Source organism: Mesorhizobium sp. UC74_2 (assembly GCF_042701485.1).
Classification (GTDB): Bacteria; Pseudomonadota; Alphaproteobacteria; order Rhizobiales; family Rhizobiaceae; genus Mesorhizobium.
In genome coordinates, this window is sequence record NZ_CP170562.1 from 4,348,667 (window position 1) to 4,368,898 (window position 20,232).

The 20,232-nt window shown below is 64.2% G+C and carries 18 protein-coding genes; 12 read left to right on the plus strand and 6 right to left on the minus strand.

What is annotated here, in order from left to right; genetic code table 11:
• Positions 1 to 96: 96 nt before the first annotated feature.
• Both ACFJIU_RS21110 and ACFJIU_RS21115 read right to left on the minus strand, forming a co-directional pair.
• Positions 97 to 591, minus strand: a complete 495-nt coding sequence (locus ACFJIU_RS21110; protein ID WP_379063197.1) for a hypothetical protein — start codon at positions 589 to 591, stop codon at positions 97 to 99.
• A gap of 130 nt (positions 592 to 721) precedes the next feature.
• Entirely contained in the window at positions 722 to 1,189 is a 468-nt protein-coding gene (locus ACFJIU_RS21115) for a MerR family DNA-binding transcriptional regulator (RefSeq protein ID WP_379063199.1), read from the minus strand.
• Between the two features lie 452 nt (positions 1,190 to 1,641).
• On the opposite strand from ACFJIU_RS21115, the gene ACFJIU_RS21120 reads away from it, so the two are divergent.
• The gene (locus ACFJIU_RS21120; RefSeq protein WP_379063201.1) at positions 1,642 to 5,355 is read left to right on the plus strand and encodes a peptidoglycan-binding protein; all 3,714 of its coding nucleotides are present in this window, start codon (positions 1,642 to 1,644) and stop codon (positions 5,353 to 5,355) included.
• Positions 5,356 to 5,438: 83 nt separating this feature from the next.
• Here ACFJIU_RS21120 and ACFJIU_RS21125 read toward each other — a convergent pair whose 3' ends face one another.
• The 3 genes from ACFJIU_RS21125 to ACFJIU_RS21135 form a co-directional block, all read right to left on the minus strand.
• The gene (locus ACFJIU_RS21125; RefSeq protein ID WP_379063203.1) at positions 5,439 to 6,392 is read right to left on the minus strand and encodes an isoaspartyl peptidase/L-asparaginase family protein; all 954 of its coding nucleotides are present in this window, start codon (positions 6,390 to 6,392) and stop codon (positions 5,439 to 5,441) included.
• A 320-nt stretch (positions 6,393 to 6,712) separates the two neighbouring features.
• A complete protein-coding gene (locus ACFJIU_RS21130; RefSeq protein ID WP_379063205.1) occupies positions 6,713 to 8,293 on the minus strand; it encodes an ABC transporter substrate-binding protein in 1,581 nt (526 codons plus the stop codon).
• Between the two features lie 59 nt (positions 8,294 to 8,352).
• Positions 8,353 to 8,925 carry a MarR family winged helix-turn-helix transcriptional regulator gene (locus ACFJIU_RS21135; protein WP_379063207.1) on the minus strand — a complete coding sequence of 191 codons (573 nt, stop codon included), beginning with the start codon at positions 8,923 to 8,925 and terminating at the stop codon, positions 8,353 to 8,355.
• Positions 8,926 to 9,122: 197 nt separating this feature from the next.
• On the opposite strand from ACFJIU_RS21135, the gene ACFJIU_RS21140 reads away from it, so the two are divergent.
• From ACFJIU_RS21140 to ACFJIU_RS21175, 8 genes are all read left to right on the plus strand, one after another.
• Positions 9,123 to 9,824: a creatininase family protein gene (locus ACFJIU_RS21140; protein WP_379063209.1), complete on the plus strand. Its 702-nt coding sequence runs from the start codon at positions 9,123 to 9,125 to the stop codon at positions 9,822 to 9,824.
• A 133-nt stretch (positions 9,825 to 9,957) separates the two neighbouring features.
• Positions 9,958 to 10,929 carry an ABC transporter permease gene (locus ACFJIU_RS21145; protein ID WP_379063211.1) on the plus strand — a complete coding sequence of 324 codons (972 nt, stop codon included), beginning with the start codon at positions 9,958 to 9,960 and terminating at the stop codon, positions 10,927 to 10,929.
• A gap of 1 nt (position 10,930) precedes the next feature.
• A complete protein-coding gene (locus ACFJIU_RS21150; protein ID WP_379063213.1) occupies positions 10,931 to 11,845 on the plus strand; it encodes an ABC transporter permease in 915 nt (304 codons plus the stop codon).
• On the plus strand, positions 11,842 to 13,527 hold the full coding sequence (locus tag ACFJIU_RS21155; RefSeq protein WP_379063215.1) for a dipeptide ABC transporter ATP-binding protein: 1,686 nt from the start codon (positions 11,842 to 11,844) through the stop codon (positions 13,525 to 13,527). Before ACFJIU_RS21150 ends, ACFJIU_RS21155 begins: the two co-directional genes overlap by 4 nt.
• A gap of 359 nt (positions 13,528 to 13,886) precedes the next feature.
• The gene (locus tag ACFJIU_RS21160; RefSeq protein WP_379063217.1) at positions 13,887 to 14,810 is read left to right on the plus strand and encodes a sulfite exporter TauE/SafE family protein; all 924 of its coding nucleotides are present in this window, start codon (positions 13,887 to 13,889) and stop codon (positions 14,808 to 14,810) included.
• 98 nt (positions 14,811 to 14,908) lie between these two features.
• Complete coding sequence (locus ACFJIU_RS21165; RefSeq protein WP_379073184.1) at positions 14,909 to 15,658, plus strand: TIGR02186 family protein; 750 nt, start codon at positions 14,909 to 14,911, stop codon at positions 15,656 to 15,658.
• 5 nt (positions 15,659 to 15,663) lie between these two features.
• Complete coding sequence (locus ACFJIU_RS21170; protein ID WP_379063219.1) at positions 15,664 to 16,320, plus strand: hypothetical protein; 657 nt, start codon at positions 15,664 to 15,666, stop codon at positions 16,318 to 16,320.
• A 131-nt stretch (positions 16,321 to 16,451) separates the two neighbouring features.
• Positions 16,452 to 16,802, plus strand: coding sequence for a DUF2200 domain-containing protein (locus ACFJIU_RS21175; RefSeq protein ID WP_379063221.1), 351 nt, complete (start codon positions 16,452 to 16,454; stop codon positions 16,800 to 16,802).
• A gap of 62 nt (positions 16,803 to 16,864) precedes the next feature.
• Here ACFJIU_RS21175 and ACFJIU_RS21180 read toward each other — a convergent pair whose 3' ends face one another.
• Positions 16,865 to 17,731: a transporter substrate-binding domain-containing protein gene (locus tag ACFJIU_RS21180; protein WP_379063223.1), complete on the minus strand. Its 867-nt coding sequence runs from the start codon at positions 17,729 to 17,731 to the stop codon at positions 16,865 to 16,867.
• A gap of 352 nt (positions 17,732 to 18,083) precedes the next feature.
• Between ACFJIU_RS21180 and ACFJIU_RS21185 the strand changes: the two genes are divergently transcribed.
• The 3 genes from ACFJIU_RS21185 (at position 18,084) to ACFJIU_RS21195 (ending at position 20,203) form a co-directional block, all read left to right on the plus strand.
• Entirely contained in the window at positions 18,084 to 19,019 is a 936-nt protein-coding gene (locus ACFJIU_RS21185) for a LysR family transcriptional regulator (RefSeq protein WP_379063225.1), read from the plus strand.
• 130 nt (positions 19,020 to 19,149) lie between these two features.
• The gene (locus ACFJIU_RS21190; protein WP_379063227.1) at positions 19,150 to 19,719 is read left to right on the plus strand and encodes an NADPH-dependent FMN reductase; all 570 of its coding nucleotides are present in this window, start codon (positions 19,150 to 19,152) and stop codon (positions 19,717 to 19,719) included.
• The gene (locus tag ACFJIU_RS21195) at positions 19,691 to 20,203 is read left to right on the plus strand and encodes a flavin reductase family protein (protein ID WP_379063229.1); all 513 of its coding nucleotides are present in this window, start codon (positions 19,691 to 19,693) and stop codon (positions 20,201 to 20,203) included. Before ACFJIU_RS21190 ends, ACFJIU_RS21195 begins: the two co-directional genes overlap by 29 nt.
• The last annotated feature ends 29 nt before the right edge of the window (positions 20,204 to 20,232 follow it).

Sequence of the window (20,232 nt, forward strand, 5' to 3'; positions counted from 1 at the left end):
TTAGGATGGTTTTCGGGCGAAGAGCAGGACAATGCATCTGGACGCGTCATTCAATGCGCGACGGGTCTGGCCGGCATGGGTGAATCCATGCGGGATCTAGAACCAAATCAACACCGCGAACATTCTCATCGACTCCGTGTAGATCAAGATCGTTGTACCGGCGTGCCGATACAACGATCCTGGCGATGACATGATTTTCAGATATTGTTTTTCCATATTGGCCGGAATCCCCTCGCCGCACGAGAAAGAAGTCGGCAATCCATTCCCTAGCCAGCCCCGGGGAACGGGAGTTGGGTGGATATCGGGCAATTGCGCCACAGCGCCTTGACCATCGACTCCATCGCGGAGCTTGAAGATCGCCACGCCGCAAACATCTCGGAAAAAGCCTGTGTCATAAGTCATCGCAATCAGCTCTGATTGCTTGAGAGCATCAGGAACATCCTCAAGTGCGAGAGACTTCACCTCGGATTTCTGAGCCAATATGAAGCCCTGAAAAGCGAATATCGGCGCAGCAAGCAGCATCACCGCGAAAACAATCCAGCCACGCCCCTTCACTTTACCACAGGCTCCCACTTCGAGGTCCGGGATCAAGCATACCGCCGAGAAACTCAGCGCCTCGAAAACAGCCGGATGATGGCCATCATGCCTAAAACAAAAAGGCGCATCGCCGAAGCAACGCGCCTTCCATCTTGATGCAGATCGCCTACCGGCGATCCGGAAATCAGTTCGCGGCGACCGAGGTCGAGGCGGCGCGGTCGGCGACCATCTGGCGGACGGAATTCATGGCGCCACTCAGTTCGTTGATGGCGTCGTCGATCAAAGCGCGCTGCTTCTGCAGGCGCACGAGCTGCTTTTCCGACTTTTCCAGCGCCAGGCGCAGCTGCTTGGTGTTGGTGCCGGTCGGATCGTAGAGATCCATCATCTGCTTGACCTCGCGCAGCGAGAAACCGACCTTGCGGCCGAGCAGGATGAGCTTGAGGCGCACGCGGTCGCGATGCGTGTAGAGGCGGGTGGCGCCGTCGCGCTCCGGCTTCAGCAGGCCCTTGTCCTCATAGAAGCGCAGCGTGCGCAGCGTGACGCCGTATTTCTTGGCCATCTCGCCGATGCGCACCAGCTCTTCGGAGGTTTCGTTCGACATGATGTTGGAGTTGCCGGCTGCTTCGCCAGCGGTGTTCATCTGCACAGTCATCGACATTTCCCGTTTAGGCCCCGGCTATGGCGCGCGGCATCGGCTGCCTGGCTTCGCCCGTGGCGGAAGCGCTAGGGGGCTTTGCTTCCTGGTTTCGACATAGATTCGCAAGCCTTGCCGCACCGCACAACTTACGTTTACGTAAAGGTATATCGGTATCGTTGCGAAAATGCAAGTGGGGTGCCCCTACGCCATGCCCCAGGGGCAGGGGCGGAAAGCTTTTCTCAACGAATCCTGCGGCTTCTTAAGCTTGGTTAACGGGTTGTTTACCATGCTGGGCGAAAGGTGCGGCTGTCGGTCCGTGTCCATCCTGTCTCGCTTTTCACACGGGTTTTCATCGAAGCGCGAGCCTGTCCGGGAACAATCTTCCGCTGGCCGAGCCGTCTTCGGACCCGACTGGGTGGTTTGGGGAACTGCTGGCCGAGGCCAGCCAAATGCGAAACGGGCGCTCGATGAACAACAAGCGGTCCTATCTCGACAATCTGAACGCCGGGCGGCAGCGCCGGAGCTATGCCTCGCTGGAAGAGCTCAACCGGTCGATGGAAGCGCTGGAGCAGCGGCTCGACCGCAACCGCGAGGAGCCTGCCCGCCGGGAAGAGCCGCGCTACGGCCGCAGCCAGCCCTATGCCGACCGCTACGATGCGCCGCGCCAGCGCGGCTACGAGGAACAGCGCCCACGCGAGCGCGACTATGAAGGCGCGCGCGGCTATCAGCGCCCCTATGAAGAACCCCGCCCCTATCGCCAGCGCAGCGAGCGGCCCTACCAGTCGATCGCCCGCGACATCGAACGCATGCGCGGCCAGGAAGACGGCGTGGCGATGGTGAGCAAGATCGCCGGCGAACTGCGCGGCCTGCGCGAGGAATTGCGCCAGCAGATGAGCTCGGGCCTGCAGCGCGAATTCCAGGCGCTGCGCAAGGATATCCAGCGCGCCGCGCAGGAAGCTCCCTCTTCCCGCGACAGCGCCGAGCTCGGCCTCGAATTCGAACGCCTGTCGGGCGCCATCCGGGGTCTCGCCGAAAAGAGCGATGACAAGGGCGTGCACCTGCTCAGGCTCGAGCTGGAGCAGGTCCGCAACGCCATGGAAACACTGGCGCGCGAAGAGAGCGTGCAGGCCGTGGACCGCCGTTGGCAGGAATTCGACCAGCGCTGGTCGGCCTTCGAGAACCGCTTCGACGGCAATGCCGGCAAGCGTGACGGCGTCGATGTCACCGCACTCGCGGAACGGCTCGAACAGATCGGCGCCGCCGTCAACAAGCTGCCGGAATCGCTGTCGCTGCGCTCGCTGGAAGAAAAAGTGCGCACGCTGGCCGGCGCTGTCGACCATTTCGCCAGCCAGCAGGGCCGTCGCGGCGGCGACGTCTACGGCATGATCGACGAGCGGCTGGACGAAATCTCGCGCGCCATCGTCGCCTCCACCGTCGCAGCCCAGTCGAGCGCCTTCGACCCGGCCCCGTTCGAGCGCATCGAGCAGCGCATCGCGGCCCTTGCCAGCCAGATCGAGGAAGTGGCCGACGAGCGCCCACGTGGCGAGGTGATGGACCACCTCTTCCAGGGGCTGGAACAGCGCTTCGAGGCGCTGTCGGGCATCATCGAACGCCGCCAGGACGACGCCATCCAGCAGGGAAACATGCTGTTCCGCGACCTCGAGCGCCGGCTGGACGATGTCGCCGACCGCATCGAGCGCCGTGCGCCCGAGCCCGACAATAGCGGCATCATGGACGCCATCGACGCGCGTTTCAGCGCGCTGGCGCAGCGCCTGGAAAGCCGCGGCCCCGACATCGCCGGCCAGGATGCGATCCGCAGCCTGGAGAGCCGGCTCGACGACATCTCCAGCCGCCTCGACTCCAGCTCGGTGCAGGCAGCCGGCATCGATCCGGACCTGCTGCGCAGCCTGGAAGCCCAGGTTTCCGGCCTGGCCACGCATCTGTCGCGTCCTGGCGCACCGCTGCCGGAATTCGAGGACATCGCGCCCCGCATCGAGAAGATCGAGGAATCGATCGCAACCAACCGCGACACCATCCTGGAGACGGCAAGGCAGGCCGCCGAAAACGCCGTGCGCGCGCTCGGCCTTTCGAACGGCGACACGGTCACCGTTGCCGGGCTCGCCGGCGACCTCAAGACGCTTGAAGACCTGACGCGCCGCTCCGACGAGCGCAACACCAAGACCTTCGAGGCCATCCACGACACGCTCCTGAAGATCGTCGACCGCCTCGGTTCACTGGAAGGCGCGCCGCCGATGGCGTCGCCGAAGATCACCGTTCAGGATGCGCCGGCGCTCGACATGGACGAGCCGCTGCCGTTCCTGAACGAGCCCGAGACCCCGGCCATGCGCGGCGGTGCGCGCACGCCAGCGCAGGCCGCAGCCGATGCGGCACGCGCGGCACTCGGCGCTGAAGCCATCGCCGCGGACTCGGAAATCTCCGGCCAGAACAAGTCGATGTTCGGCGGCATCGCACGCGCCTTCAAGATGCGCCGCGAAAACGAGACAACGCAGCCGACGGCGCTCGCGGGCAATGCCGAGGTGCCGACGGTCGACCTCGACGAGCCGCTGGAGCCGAAGCTGCTCAACCGCCCGCTCGAACCGGGCTCGGGCGCGCCGGACCTCCGCGCCATCATGAAGCGGGTGCGCGACGAGCGCGGCCAACCCGCCAGGCAGAACACGACCGATGCCTCGAAGGCTGATTTCATCGCCGCCGCGCGCCGCGCCGCGCAGGCAGCGGCCGCCGAGGCGGAAGCGCTCAAGCAGCAGTCGGGCAAGGCCGGCGGCGTCAAGTCGTTCGGCCTCGGCAACCTGTTGAAAGCGCGCCGCAAGCCGATCCTGATGGCCGCCGCCGCGATCATGCTGGCGCTCGCCGGCCTGCAGCTCGGCAAGGCCTTCCTGTCCGATCCGGAGCAGGTATCATTCAACGAGGCCGCCCCGACGACGATCGAGGAAAAGACCGATGTCGCGACGGCACCCGTCCAGCAGGCACCGGTGATGGCCGAAGCACCGGCACTGCCGATCCCGGCCGACGCGCCGCCGGTGCGCAGCGTCGACAACAAGGACGCGGCAGAACCAGCATCCACCGCGGGCCTGACAGCTCCGGAACCAAGGTCCAAGGACGACGCCGCCGTCCTGCAGGCTACGGATGCGCAGGCCGCGCCGGAAACCGTGGAGACAAAGGCCGAGGCCGCCCCGGCGACGCATGCGCTGATCGCCGCCCCGGTGACCCTGCCGACCGTCGACGTGCCTGGCATGCCGAAGTCCGAAGTCGCGACCGAAGACAAGACCGGCGCCGTGCAGTCCGCCTCGGTCAGCCCGTCGGCGAGCGGCATCGAGATCCCGCAGGCCATCAGCCCGGCAGCGCTGCGTGACGCGGCCGCCGCCGGCGACGCCAAGGCGCTGTTCGAAGTGGGCTCGCGTTATGCCGAGGCGCGCGGCGTCAAGGAAGACATGGCCACCGCCGCCAAATGGTATGGCGAAGCGGCCGAACGCGGCTTCGCCCCGGCCGAATACCGCATCGGCAATTTCTACGAGAAGGGCATCGGCGTCGAGCGCGACATCGCCAAGTCGAAGGAATGGTACCGCCGCGCCGCCGAGAAGGGCAACGCCAGCGCCATGCACAATCTGGCGGTGCTGTTTGCCATGGGCGCCGATGGCGCCGCCGACAACGACGCCGCGACCCGATGGTTCAGCCAGGCCGCCGACCTCGGCGTCAAGGACAGCCAGTTCAACCTCGGCATCCTCGCGGCCAAGGGTGCAGGCATGGCGCAGAACCTGGAGGAATCCTACAAGTGGTTCGCGCTGGTGGCCAAGGCCGGCGACAAGGACGCGGCCGCCAAACGCGACGAGATCGCCAAGGCATTGCGCCCCGAGCAGCTCGAACGCGCCAAGCAGGCCACCGAGCTCTGGAAGCCCAAGCCGCTCGACGAAGCCGCCAATTCCACCGAGATGCCGGCAGCCTGGCAGGATGCCCCGACCACCATTGCCGGCATCGACATGAAGAAGGCCGTGCAGAACATCCAGCGCATCCTGGCCAAGAACGGCTACGATGCCGGCGGCACCGACGGCGTCATGGGCGACCGCACCAAGAAGGCGATCATGGCCTTCCAGACCGACAACGGCCTGCCGGCGACCGGCTCGGTCGACGAACCGCTGGTCAAGGCACTGCTGGCCAAGAAGTAAGGCTGCAACGACGTTTCAGCGACCCCTTCTCCCCTTGCGGCGGAAGGGGTCTGGCGAAACGCCGAGACGAGCCTCGTCCACGTCTACCGCAGGTCTTCCGGATACCGGTAGACCTGTGCATGCGAGGCCACGAAGAACGCGCCGTCGTCGCTCACCCAGCCGCGGAACATGCCGTCTGTGTTGTAAGGGGCAGCAACGGCACCCTTTGCATCCACCGCCACCAGACCCGCGCCGACCTCTTTCAGGTCGTTAATGATCACCTTGCGCGTCGCCGCCTCCAGGCTTTCGCCGAGATAGTCGACGCGGGACGCGACCTCGTGCGCGGCGACGTGGCGGATGAAATACTCGCCCTTGCCGGTGCCTGAAACGGCGCAGACGCCGTTGCGGGCATAAGTGCCGGCGCCGATGATCGGGCTGTCGCCGACCCGGCCGTCCGGCTTGTTGTTGTAGCCGCCGGTCGAGGTGGCGGCGGCCAGATCGCCATGGCTGTCGAGCGCGACCGCGCCGACCGTACCGTGCTTTTCGGATTCGCTGGCCTTTGCGGCGGTGCCGGCCTCGACATGCGCTTTCATCGCAGCCAGCGCCGCCTTCCGGCGTTCGGTGGTGAAATAGCTCTGCGGCTCGACGGCCAGCCCGATGTCCTCGGCGAACCTGTCGGCGGCGGGGCCAGTCAGAAGCAGGGGATCGCCCTTCTCCAGCAGGGCGCGTGCCGCCTTGACCGGGTTGCGGACATGCCGGGCGGCGCTGACGGCGCCGGCCGCCAGCGAGCGCCCGTCCATGATCGAGGCGTCGAGCTCATGCACGCCGTTCTCGTTGAGCGCGGCGCCATGGCCGGCGTTGAAATGCGGGCTGTCTTCCATGACGATGACAGCGGCCTGCACGGCGTCGAGCGCCCGGCCGCCGGACTTCAGCACCGCATAGCCGGCTTCCAGCGCGCGCCCGAGATCGCGGCGCGCGGCGATCCATTCCTCCTCGTTGAGATCGAGCTGCGCCATGACCCCGCAACCGCCATGGATCGCCAATGCGAATTTCGTCATCGTCCGTTACCTTCAAGGGGGAGTAGGCGGCCCGGCGGACCGTTTCTGGAGTTTCACAATTCCTGGCGCAAAACCGCCGCGCACTTTTGCTGGAGCGCGACCCCGAAAGCAGGAATCGATTTCGGGATCGCGCTTCAAAAAAGCCAGATCAGGAAGAATATCGAACCAACGCCTTCCTGATCTGGAGAGAATGCAAACGGGATGAACGGTATTCCGTTCTATCTCTTCGTTTTCGGCATGATCCTCGTTCGGCAAGCCCTCGGCTTCCTGCTTTGTTGCTTTCCGGCGGGATCATGCCTCCCATTGCATTCCCGGAACTTCTACTGCTTCGGCTTGGCGTCCATCGCCAGCGTGTCCTCGTCGGAACGCGGCGTGTAGGTGATCTTGTCCGCCTTCACGCCCCACGCCGAGACATTGACGGCCAGCGGCAGGTCGGGACGATCGGTGGCGACGAGCAGGTTCGCCTTTTCGAGCAGTTCGCGGCGCTTGGCCTCGTCCATCTCGACGCCGGCGTCCTCGATCAGCTTGTCCATCTCGGGGTTGGAATAGCCGCGTGTGTTGAAGGCACCCAGCGACTTTTCCTTGTCGTTGGTGTGCATCAGCGACGACAGCATGTAGTTCGCCTCGCCGGTCAGCGTGCCCCAGGACGCCATGTAGAGCGAATATTCGCCGCGCGTCTTGGCGGGATTGAACACCGCGGCCGGCACGCCGTTCACATCCGCCTGCACGTTGATCGCGGCCAGGAGCTGCGCCACCGTCGGCCCAAGCTCGGTCGGCAGACGGTCGTTGGCATAGTTCAGCGACACCTTGAAGCCGTCGGCGAAGCCGGCTTCGGTCATCAGCTGCTTGGCCTTGTCGACGTCATAGGCCGCCGGCGCAATGTCCTTGTTGTAGCCGAAGATGTTGGCGCTCACGAGCTGGGTCGGCACGACGCCCATGCCTTCCAGCGCGACATCGGCGATGGTCTGGCGATCGATGACGAGGTCGAAGGCCTCGCGCACGCGCGGGTCGAGGAAGGGGTTCTTGTCGAGCTTCTTGCCTGATTTGTCCCAGACCATCGGCGAGTCCGCGCGGAAGTCGAATTCGAGATAGGGGATGTAGACCGACTCGTCCTTGACCACGTCGATCGCCGGATCGGCCTCGAGATTGGCGAGGTCGGTGGCCGGCACCTTGGAGATCAGGTCGACCTGCCCTGCCTTGAGCTGGGCGACACGGGCCGCGTCATTGGGGATTTCCTTGCGGACCACCTTGTCCCAGGGCTGCGCGCCACCCCAGTAGCCGTCGAATTTCTCCAGCACGAGATCCTGCGTCGGCGCCCAGCTGACAAACTTGTAGGGGCCGGTGCCGATAGTGGCCTTGCCGGTGTTGAAACCCTCGGCCGCCGTCTCCTTGGTGGAATAGGCCGCGGCCGCCTTGTGCGAAACGATGAAGAGACGCACGAAATCATTGGGCAGGGTCGGCGCCGAGCCATGCGTCTTGACGCGCACCGTCAGCGGGTCGACGACTTCGACGCCGGCGACGCGGCGCACATAGATGGTCGACGGGTTCGGCCCGGTGACGTTGGGGATGCGCTCGATCGAGAACTTCACGTCCTCGGCGGTGAAGTCCGAACCGTCATGGAACTTGACGCCCTCGCGCAGCTTGAATTCCCAGGTCGTCTCGTCGACCGGTTTCCAGCTCACCGCCAGATTGGGCTCGACCTCAAGCTTGTTGCCGGACTTCAAGAGCGTGTCGAAGACATGCTTGGTGGCCTCGGCATTGGCCGAGGTGGCCGTGAAATGCGGATCCATCGAGGCCGGACCGGACTTGGTGGCAATGGTCAGGTCGGCGGCGAGTGCCGGCAGCGACACCAGCAGCGTCGACACAAGCAGCGCCGAGCGCAGCAAGGAATGGGTAGTCATGGGGATCTCCTCTTTTTGTTGTTGAATGTCTCGTTGTCGCCGATATCGGTTCGGCGGGATCAGTCGGTCGCCGCCTCGGCGACACTCATGTCGAGATCGCGGGGCCAGCTGCCGGTGGCGACAACCATCTTGGTCAGCAGGTCCGACAGGGTCAGCCGTTCGGCGGGCGACAGGCATTCGAGCATGGCGCGTTCATGCTCGAGCATCAGCTCCTTGACCGAGACCACGGCGGCGCGGCCCTTCTCCGTCAGCGTCAGGGTGACGCGGCGCTGGTCGGACGGATCGATCTCGCGGTCGATCAGGCCAAGCGTCGCCACCTTGTTGACGGCGCGGCTCAGCGTGTTCTTCGGGAAGTTCGACGAGCGCACCACCTCGGTCAGCGTCAGGCCGTCGCCGAGATAGAGCGACCACAAGACCACGAATTCCGGACGCAGCAGGCCGAGCTGCTGCTGGATGCGGCCATAGACCGGATTGTTGAACTGCAGGGCCAGGAAGTTCAGCCGGAACGACAGCCAGCAGGGATTGTCCCACAGTTTGGGAAACAGCGGATCGTCCTGCGGCAGATGCTGCGGCCCGGGTGTCTCCCGCCCCGCACGCGCCTCATGCAGGGCTGTGCTCAGCAATCGATCCATACAACCTCGCCCCTGAATTAGTCCCAAACGGAACGGTAATTGAAATTTTTGTTGCGTCAACCTCATATTTTTGTTCCTAATGGAACTTAATTGGAGATATCTCGCAGTTTTGTTGCTGACCCATGCCGCATCCCGGCGGGCCGGCGCACGACACCAATCGCGGCAGTACCGGCCGCTGACAAACGGAGTTTTCGGGAATGCGCATTCAGGACATGCACTGGGCTCAGGTCGAGGAACGCGCCAAGGTCGACGACCGCTGCGTCCTGCCGATCGGATCGGTCGAGCAGCATGCCTATCTCAGCCTCGCGACCGACATGATCCTGGCCGAGCGCATTTCGGTGGAGGCCGCCGCGCCGCTCGGCGTGCCCGTCTTCCCCTGCCTGCCCTATGGCATGGCCTCGGGCTTCGCCGACTTCCCCGGCACCATCACGCTGACGCTGCGCACCTATATCAGCGTCATCGAGGACATGCTCGACAGCGTCTACCGCTCCGGCTTTCGCCGCATCCTCGTCGTGAACGGCCATGGCGGCAACACGCCGATCGCCCCGCTGCTGTCGGAATGGATGAACGGCCATCGCGACACCTCGGTGAAGCTGCACGACTGGTGGCGCGCGCCGCAGACCATGGCCAAGGTGCAGGAGATCGACCCGGCCGCGAGCCATGCGAGCTGGATGGAGAACTTCCCCTGGACCCGCCTCGAAGACGCGCCGGTGCCGAACTTCAAGAAGGATCGCATCGATTTCGCAGCCACCGGCCGCGTCGATGCCGGCCGCAAGCGCGAGCGCATCGCCGAGGGCAATTATCACGGCGTATTCCAGCGCCCGGACGCGGACATGTACGCGATCTGGGAAGTCGGCGTCGCGGAGACCCGCGACGAGATCGAGAACGGCTGGCATTGATGGATGGGCGCCCTCCGGCAGGTCCGGAGCTGCGTGACAACAGAGGTTTGGAGCATTTCCGCACCGAGAATGGCGGAAATGCTCAGGAGGAGGGGCAGATGACAGACAGCAAGCACCGTTACGGGGTCAGTGCATGACCTCCTTCGTGTTCAAGCGGCTCAGCCAGGCGGTCATCGTGCTGGTCGTCATGTCGATCCTGGTCTTCGCCGGGGTCTATGTGATCGGCAATCCCGTGGACGTGCTGATCTCGCCCGACGCCACCCAGGCGATCCGCGAGCAGGTGATCGCCGAATACGGCCTCGACCAGCCGCTGTGGAAACAATATCTCGACTTCGTCGGCTCGATGTCGACCGGCGATTTCGGCCGCTCCTTCGTCTTCAACATGCCGGTCGGCGAGCTGATCTCGCAACGCCTGCCCGCGACGCTGGAACTGGCGGTGATCGCGGTGATCCTGGCCTCGCTCATCGGCGTTCCGCTCGGCATCTATGCCGGCTACCGGCCCAACAGCCCCGCTTCCCGCCTCATCATGGCAGGCTCGATCCTCGGCTTCTCGGTGCCGACCTTCTGGATCGGCCTGATGCTGATCATGCTCTTCGCCGTGCAGTTCGGCGTGCTGCCGGCAGGCGGACGCGGCCAGACCGCCAGCCTTTTCGGGATCCCCTTCTCCTTCCTCACGCTGGACGGCTGGAAGCACCTGCTGCTGCCCGTGCTCAACCTGTCGCTGTTCAAGATGTCGATGATGTGCCGGCTCGCCGCCGCCGGCACCCGCGAGGTGATGACCACCGACGCCATCAAGTTCGCGCGTGCTGCCGGCATCCCCGAGCGCACCATCCTGCGCAGGCACGTGCTGAAGCTTATCTCGATCCCGCTGGTCACGGTGTTCGGCCTCGAGCTCGGCTCGACACTGGCCTTCGCGCTGGTGACGGAAACCATCTTCAACTGGCCGGGCCTCGGCAAGCTGATCATCGATTCCATCGCCTCGCTCGACCGGCCCGTCATGGTCGCCTACCTGATGATGGTCTCGGTGCTGTTCGTCGTCATCAACCTCAGCGTCGATCTGGCCTATGCCGCGCTCGATCCGCGTCTTCGGCTGAAAGGACGCTGAGATGAGTGACATCACCGTCAAGGACAATTTCGACGCGGCACCGCCGGCTTCCGCCTGGCGCGACTTCTGGCGCATCTTCCTGCGCAACAAGGTCGCGGTGATCGCGCTGGCGATCGTGCTGGTCATTGCGCTGCTCGCCATCTTCGCGCCCTTCCTCACGCCGCAGGACCCCTATGACCTGCGCTCGCTGGTGCTGCGTGACGCGCGCCGCCCACCAGGCTTCGTCGGCGCCAATGGCATGCACTATCTGCTCGGCACCGACAGCCAGGGCCGCGACCTGCTTTCGGCGATCATCTACGGCCTGCGCATCTCGCTGGAGATGGGCCTGATCGCCGGCGCGGTCGCCTTCACCATCGGCGCCATCGTCGGCTGTTTCGCCGCCTATGCCGGCGGTCGCTTCGAGACCTTCATCATGCGGCTGGTGGACGTGCAGCTGTCCTTCCCGGCCATCCTGCTCGCCTTCGTCGTCGCCGCGCTGTTGGGACAGGGCAAGGGGCAGCTCATCCTGGCGCTGGTCTTTGCCCAGTATGCCTATTTCGTGCGGACCGCCCATGGCGCGGCCTCGGCCGAACGGCAGAAGGACTATGTACAGGCGGCGCTCTCCATTCCGATGAGCGGCTGGTTCGTGGTGACCCGGCACATTTTGCCGAACTCGCTGCCACCGCTGATCGTCGTCGCCACGGTGCAGGTCGCCTCGGCGATTTCGCTGGAAGCGACGCTGTCCTTCCTCGGCGTCGGCCTGCCGCCAACGGAACCGTCGCTCGGCATGCTGATCGCGAACGGCTTCCAGTATCTGCTGTCCGGCCGCTACTGGATCTCGATCTATCCGGGCGTCGCCCTCATCATCCTGATCATGGCGATCAACCTGGTCGGCGACCAGGTCCGCGATCAACTCAATCCACGGCTGCGCAAATGACCGAACTGCTCAAAGTCGACAACCTGCGCACCTATTTCGAAACCGAGCGCGGCACCGTCAAATCGGTCGACGGCATCTCCTTCGAGGTGCGCAAGGGCGAGATCTTCGGCCTGGTCGGCGAATCCGGTTCGGGCAAGTCCATCACCGGCTTCTCGCTGATCGGCCTGCTCGACGCCAACGGCAAGGTGCAGCCGGGCAGTTCCGTCAAGCTGGAGGGCCGCGAAATCGTCGGCCTGCCGGACGCGGAGCTGCGCAGGATACGCGGCCGCGACATCGCGATGGTCTTCCAGGACCCGATGATGACGCTGAACCCGGTCATCAAGATCGTCGACCAGATCGCCATGGCGATCCGCGCCCATGAAAAGGCCAGCGACCAGGACGTGCGCCGCCGAGCCATCGAGGCGCTGGCGCGCGTGCGCATCGTCGAGCCCGACAAGAAGATCGATCAGTATCCGCACCAGTTCTCGGGCGGCATGCGCCAGCGCGTCGCCATCGCGATCGCCTTGCTGCACAAGCCCAGGCTGGTCATCGCCGACGAGCCGACGACGGCGCTCGACGTCTCCGTGCAGGCCGACATCCTCAAGGAGATGAAGGCGCTGGTGGCCGAGCTCGGCGTCTCGATGATCTGGATCAGCCATGACCTGGCGACGGTCAGCCAGATCTCGCAGCGCATCGCGGTGATGCGGCGCGGCAAGATCGTGGAAACCGGCAGTGTCACGCAGGTGCTCGGGACGCCACAGCATTCCTATACGCAAGGGCTGCTCGACGCCCTGCCCTCGCGCGCCAGGCCCGGCGAATTGCTGGCCTCGGCGGCGACCGAAAGTTCCGGCCCGATCGTGCTCGACGATCTGGCCAAGGCCGCTCCCAAGGCTCCCGACGGTGCGTTCGTCCAGGTCGACGATGTCGACATGGTCTTCGAGCGCCCCGTCGGCCGCGTCGGGCGTTTCGCCCAGAAATTCGGCATCTCCCAGCCGACCCATGCCGTCCACGCCGTCAAGGGCGCCACCTTGACGATCGCCCAGGGCGAGGTGCTCGGCCTTGTCGGCGAAAGCGGCTCCGGCAAGTCGACGCTCGGCCGCATCGTCTGCGGCATCTATACGCCGACGGCGGGCAAGGTCACCGTCGCGGGCAGGAAGGTGCGCGAAGGCCAGCGCAAACTAGGCACCGGCGTGCAGATGATCTTCCAGGATCCCTATGCCTCGCTCGATCCGCGCCGCACCATCTTCCAGTCCGTCGCCGAGGGGCCGCTGGCGCATGGCCTCACCACGCGTCGCGACGCCCGCGCCTATGTCAACCGCTGGCTGAAGGCGGTCGCCTTCGATCCCGCGCTCGCGGACCGCTATCCGCACCAGTTCTCCGGCGGCCAGCGCCAGCGTATCGCGATCGCGCGCGCGCTCGCCATGCAGCCGGAACTGATCGTCTGCGACGAGCCGGTCGCCTCGCTCGATGTCTCGATCCAGGCGCAGGTGATCAACCTTCTGATCGAACTGCGCCGCACGCTGAACCTGACGCTGCTGTTCATCAGCCACGACCTGTCCGTGGTGCGCCACCTGTGCGACCGGGTCGTCGTCATGCATCACGGCAGGATCGTCGAGGAAGCGGAAGTCGGCCAGCTTTTCGAAGCACCGCAGCAGGCCTACACCAGGATGCTGCTCGACGCGGTACCGCGACTGGCCGTGTAGAAATAGCTCCGGGGCCAAAGCGCCGCGCATGACAAATCAGTGGCTCGACCGGAGCAAGACTTGCGTCCGTTCCGGGATGGATCCCATCCCTGGAGACACAGGAACAGCGGCAGATCGTGCTGCTTTCGCATCACGCCGCGCAAATCGCGCCAAAGACGTCGCCTTCGCGACGCCTTGTCATCAAATTGCCTGTTAGCCTCCCGTAACTGCTTGAATGGGTTTTTGTTTCGGTAACCCTGACCGGGCTTTTTCCCGTCGCGTTGCCGGCGCAAGAACGAATTAGCTTTTGGGTGGTATAGCAACAGAAGTTCTCCCGCCGAGAGGCAGGGCCAAGAAACTGGATTGATCGAGACAGACGGGTGAGCATTTATCTCCCGATCGCGGAAATATCCGTCAACATCCTCGTGCTGCTCGCCATGGGCGCGGCGGTGGGTTTCCTGTCGGGCATGTTCGGCGTCGGCGGCGGGTTCCTGATCACGCCGCTCTTGATCTTCTACAACATCCCGCCGGCGATCGCCGTTGCTACCGGCGCCAACCAGGTCATCGCCTCGTCCGTCTCCGGCGTGCTGTCGCACATGAAAAGGGGGACGCTCGACTTCAAGCTGGGCGGGGTGCTGCTGGCCGGCGGTGTCGTCGGCTCGACGGTCGGCATCTACGTATTCGGCCTGCTGCGCGAGATCGGCCAGCTCGACCTGTTCATCTCGCTGCTCTACGTGGTGCTGCTCGGCACTGTCGGCGGACTGATGCTTTTGGAAAGCATCAACGCACTGCGCGCCACGCGCGGCGGTGCGGCACCCGTGCTGAAGAAATCCGGCCAGCACAACTGGATCCACCGCCTGCCGCTCAAGATGCGCTTCCGCGCCTCCAAGCTGTTCGTCAGCGTCATTCCGGTGCTGGGCCTCGGTGCCGCGATCGGCTTCCTGTCGTCGATCATGGGTGTCGGCGGCGGCTTCATCATGGTGCCGGCGCTGATCTATCTGCTGAAGGTGCCGACCAATGTCGTTATCGGCACCTCGCTTTTCCAGATCATCTTCACCTCGGCCTACACCACGCTGGTGCATGCCACCACCAACCAGACGGTGGACGTGATACTCGCCTTCGTGCTGATGGTCGGCGGCGTTGCCGGAGCACAGTATGGCGCCAAGGCCGGACAGAAGCTGCGCGGCGAGCAATTACGCGCGCTGCTGGCGCTGCTGGTGCTGGCAGTGGCGCTGCGCCTCGCCTTCGACCTGTTCGTGACGCCCCCGAATCGCTATTCGCTTTCGGCGCTGGGGCTGAGCTGATGGCAGTTCAGACCCTGCCGGTTTCGCCTTCGCTTCGCCACACCGGCATCATCCCCAGCCGCAAGGGCCGGACCCTTTCGGGTGTGCTGCTGTTCCTGATGCTGATCGCCGCCTTTCCGGCTGCCGCGCAGTCGCCGCACCAGGAAAACATCCAGATCGGGCTTTCCACCGACAGGGTGATGATCACCGCCGGCTTCACCGGCGCCGACCTCACCATCTTCGGCGCGCTGGAGGATGTCGACCCGCAGATCGCCCGCCAGGGGCGCTACGATGTCATCGTGGTGCTGGAAGGACCGGCGCGACCCGTCGTGGTGCGGCGGAAGGACCGCGTGCTGGGCGTGTGGATCAACCTGGATTCGGAGACCTTCGAGAACGTGCCGGTGTCCTATTCGGTCGCCACGACAAGACCATTCCAGGACATCACCGAACCCGGCAGCTACAAGCAGCTCTCGCTTGGTGCCAACAACATCTTCATGCAGCCGGCCGACGAGAGCCAGAACCCGGCCACCATCGCGGAATTCACGGCGGCACTGCGCGAACGCAAGGCCGCGACGGGGCAATACAGCGAGAATGTCGGCGGCGTGCAGTTCCTGTCCCAGAACCTGTTCCGCGCCACGGTCAGGCTGGCACCCAGCGTGCCCGTCGGCACGCACAAGGCGCGCGCCTTCCTGTTCAAGAACGGCCTGTTCGTGAAGGAAAACTCGGCCCAGCTCGAAATCCGCAAGTCCGGTTTCGAACAGTCGATCTTCCGTGCGGCACACAACTATTCCTTCCTCTACGGCTTCTTCGCCATCAGCCTGGCCATGATCACCGGCTGGCTCGGCCGCGTCATCTTCCGCAAGGACTGAGATGAATGGCCGGCCGTAAACGCCTGACCGCTTCGCTGCGGGCTTTCCTTCAGACCGGCGAACTTGGCCCCATCACACCCGGCCTGACGCTGCTCGATGTCGCGGCCCTGATCGGGCCGCCGGCCTGGTGGGTGACCGACTGCCACGACTTTCCGGTTCCTCTCCATTGGGGTTATTCCACTCTGGAGATCTCCTTCTCGCTCGAGCCGCCGCACCCGATCGAGTCTCTGGCGATCAAGCCGCCGCACAAATGGGGGAGCCGTTTTCACAACTTCTGCCCGCTTTTGCGCTTGTCGATGGACGGCCTTCCGATCGAGGGGCGACCATCCGAACTTTTGCGCGCCGGCATATGGAACGCCGACAGCATCGGGGTCGGTATCCTCGCCGATCCAGAAAATCCAAAACTCTGCATCCGCGGAAGCGGGATCGAGGTCCTGTATGTCGTGGCCGATCTGGATAAGGAGCATCACTCCCAGCTCGAGGAAATCGACAGCGCAATCGCTCTGCTGGAAGAACACGCGTTTCTCCTCGGGCTGTATCAAAGTCACGGCGGCATCTCGAGCGTGCGGTGGCCAGAAGAATCCTGGCAGCAGATCTCGGCACGGGAATATCTGGAGACCATCGAAAGGAGTCAGAGAGCCGGCGTGCACGGCTTCTCCTGACGTTGATACCCTGCAGGGACTCGCTGGCGGCGGGGTCCCAGGCAGGCCGCCGTTTCCAGGCGCAGACGATTGTCCCGGCTTGATCCCCGCCCCATTCGGCCCGATGATCTCAGACCGGATCGGGAGAGCGCATGGCAAACCATCGCATCTATTCCATGAGTGTGGCGAGCGTCTATCCGCTCTATGTCGCCAAGGCGGAGAAGAAAGGTCGCCGCCAGGCGGAGGTCGACGAGATCATCCGCTGGCTGACCGGCTACAGCCAGGAGGCGCTGGCCGAGCAATTGGCAAAGAAGACGGGTTTCAAGGATTTCTTCGCGCAGGCACCGCAGCCCAACCCGTCACGTTCGCTGATCACCGGTGTGGTCTGCGGCGTGCGAGTGGAAGAAATCGATGAGCCCGTCATGCGGGAAATCCGCTATCTCGACAAGCTGGTCGACGAACTCGCGAAGGGCAGGCCGATGGAGAAGATCTTGCGCAAATAGCCTGTCGGCCTGGCGCAGCACTTCGACCGAGCCCGCCGGGACGGGCTCGGTCTTCACGGCATTCAGTTCTTGGTGGCGTTGATCTCGGGCTTGTCCATCAACGAGGCTTCGAGGCCGTATTTCTTGGCGATGGTCTCCAGCGTGCCGTCGGCCTTGAGTTCGGTGAGCGCTGCGACGAAAGCCTTCGCGAGTTCAGGCTTGTCGACCGAGGTGTATGGGCCCATCGGAACCTTGTCGCCGACGCCGGCCTGCAGGATCATCCAGTTCTGATGGCCCTTGCTCAGGATGAAGGCGGCCTGCTCGGTCGAGACGACCTCGGCAGCATCCCGGCCCGACTTCAGCGCGAGGTCGGCATCCGGAACCGAGCTGTAGTAGCTGATGGTCAGCGCCGGCTTGCCCTTGTCGGCGCAGTTCTTCACGGCGAATTCGCCCACCTTCACCGTGTCGGTGCCCTTGAGCACGCCGATGCTGCCGCCGCACAGGGCGTCGATGTCCGGATATTTGTCCTTGTTAGCGGCCTGGATGATGATGGCGTTGGACGAGGTCGCATAGTCGGCGAAAGTGACGAGCTTCTGGCGCTCCAGGAGGTCGCTGGTGCCGCCGGCGCCGGCGTCGAAGCGGCCGCCGCCGACACCGGTGATCAGGCCTTCCCACTTGGCATTGACGATGTTGGCCTTGATGCCGAGCTTCTCGGCCACGGCGTTGAAGACATCGACTTCCAGACCGGTGGTCTTGCCGGCCTCGTCGATCCAGGAATAGGGCGGATAGTCGAGCACCATCGCCACCGTGATCTCGCCCTTGGACTTGTAGGGCTCGGGCAGCAATTCCTTGGCGTTCTGTGCGAGGCCAGCGGTGAGCGTGCCGGCGATGATTGCAGCCGACAGCATGCTGGTCTTTGCGAATTTGGTCAGACAGGTCACACTCTTCATCAATTTCCTCCCAGGTAGACGATGAAACCCCAACAACCCGGCAAAGCTCCGCCCACCTGCCAAAGCAGGGGTTGAAGTCGTTTGTCGAATTTGCCGAATTGCCTATGCGTTCAAACGCAGGCAACGAATGGGGGCGTTGCGATGCGGCGCATGCGAGCCCTGCCCTCCTATGCAGAGACCGTCCGGGTCACACCATCACGTTGACAACCCCAGCGGACCTATCGAATTCCGCGCCCCCATAGCTTATGCGTTTGCACAGTGGCACATTGCTAACATCAAAAAGTGATTATTTGCAACGTGCATTGTTGAAAAAAATGAATGTAACGATTGTGACGGATCGGCAGGCGCTTTCATGGTGACATTCAAACAGCTCGAAGCCTTGTATTGGATCGGCACGCTTGGCAGCTTCGAAGCAGCCGCGCAGCACCTCGACACGACACAGTCGGCGATCTCCAAGCGCATCCAGGAACTCGAGGCGAGCTTCGGCGTCTCGGTGTTCGACCGCAGCCGCCGCGCCGCCCATCTGACGCCGAAGGGCGTCGAGATGCTGGAACTGGCAGCAGGCCTGCTCGAACAGCGCACGCGCTTTGCCGAACGCTTCAGCGCTCCCGACCTGATCGAGCGCCGGCTGCGCATCGGCGCGACCGAGGCCTCGGCCATGACATGGCTCGGCCGCTTCGTCGGCAGCCTGCACCAGGCCTTTCCCAAGGTCTCGCTGGAGATCGTGGTGGATTCGGCAACCGCGCTCACCCAGAAACTGGCCGAGAGCCAGCTCGATCTCGCCGTGGTTCCCGACGGGCTCACCGATCCGCGCTTCCAGGCGGTTCCGATCGCCTCCTCGCAATGGTGCTGGGGCTGTGCGCCCGGCCTGATCGATACGGGCACGAAGCATCACCTCAAGGACCTCGCCGAACATGCGATCCTGCTGCGCCCTGACTCCGCGTCCGAGATGCTGGTCGGCACCACGCTGCGCTCGGCGGGGCTGGCGACCACCAGGATCATCGCCGTTCCCGACTTCCTGTCGCTGGTCAGCCTGACGGTCGGCGGTCTCGGCGTCGCCGCCATGCCGACTTTTGTCTTCGACCAGGGCTTCGCGGGTGCCGCGCTCGCCCGCATCGACACGGTCGAACCGGTGCCGGACCTGCAATATCTCGCTGTCTTCCCTGCTACCGACACCAGCCCGATCCTAGCTTCGGTGGTCACGCTGCTGAAGCAGACCTGCGATTTCTCCAGGGCCTATCAACCGCGGGATGAAGGGGAGGCCGAACCGGCACGCGCAGAGAGCTGACACCAATCATTCTTTTTTTTCCACAATCATTCTTGCAATAAATCTCTTTTAGAAATACTCGTAACGCCAGATCACGGCTGACGGGTGCGCACGGTGCGCGCTGACCGGCCAACGCTTCCGGCTTTGCGACATGGACATTCTTCCAACCACGGCGCCCAGGGTCTCGCTCCTCATCGGCAATCCCAAGCCGATGTCGCGCACCCGCACGCTTGCCGAACGGTTCACCGACGGGCTGGTGGAACACCCTGCCCCTGACCGGGTCGTCATCGACCTTGCCGAGCAGACCGAGGCACTGTTTCCACCCAAGGCCGAGTTGCTATCGCCCTTCTACGAGCGGCTGAGCGGCAGCGATCTGCTGGTGGTTGCCTCGCCCACCTACAAGGCAAGTTATACCGGACTCACCAAGCTGTTCTTCGACCAGATGCGGCCCGACGCCCTGCAGAGCGTGGTCGCCATACCGCTGATGACCGGCGCGAGTGCCGGGCATTCGCTGGCCGTCGACTTCCATCTCGCCGCGCTGCTCAGGGAACTCGGCGCGGTCGTGCCGACCGGCGGCGTCTATTTCATCGTCAACGAAACCGAGGACCTCGACGCAGCGGTGAACACTGCGGTCGCCAGGCAGCGATCGCAGCTCGCGCTGCTCAACGCACCTTGGATTGCAGGAGGCAAGCATGCTGGAAATGCCGTCGATGGTCGCTAGGATCGCGCCCGAACCACATCTGTTTCGCCAGGCGCTCGGCCATTATGCGTCGGGCATCACGGTGATCGCCGGTGTCGCCGACGGCTTGCCGGTCGGCTTCACCTGCCAGTCCTTCTACAGCGTCTCGCTGGAGCCGCCGCTGGTGTCGTTCAGCGTCATGCGAACCTCCAGCAGCTGGCCAAAGATCCGCGCCAGCGGCGCGTTCTCCGTCAACATCCTGTCAGCACGGCAGCGCGAGGTCTCGAATACCTTCGCGCGCTCGGGCACTGACAAATGGAGCGGCGTCGACTGGGCCCATAGCGGCTTCGGCAACCCGATCATCGCCGGCTCGCTGACCTGGCTCGATTGCGCGCTGTTCGAGGAATACCCGGCCGGCGACCACACCATCGTCATCGGCCAGGTCCGCGAAATGGCGTCGATCAACGCCGACGAGGATCATGAGCCGCTGATCTTCTTCAAGGGACGCTACGTGAATTCGATGTGAGGCCGGCAGCATAAGCCGGCTACAGGACC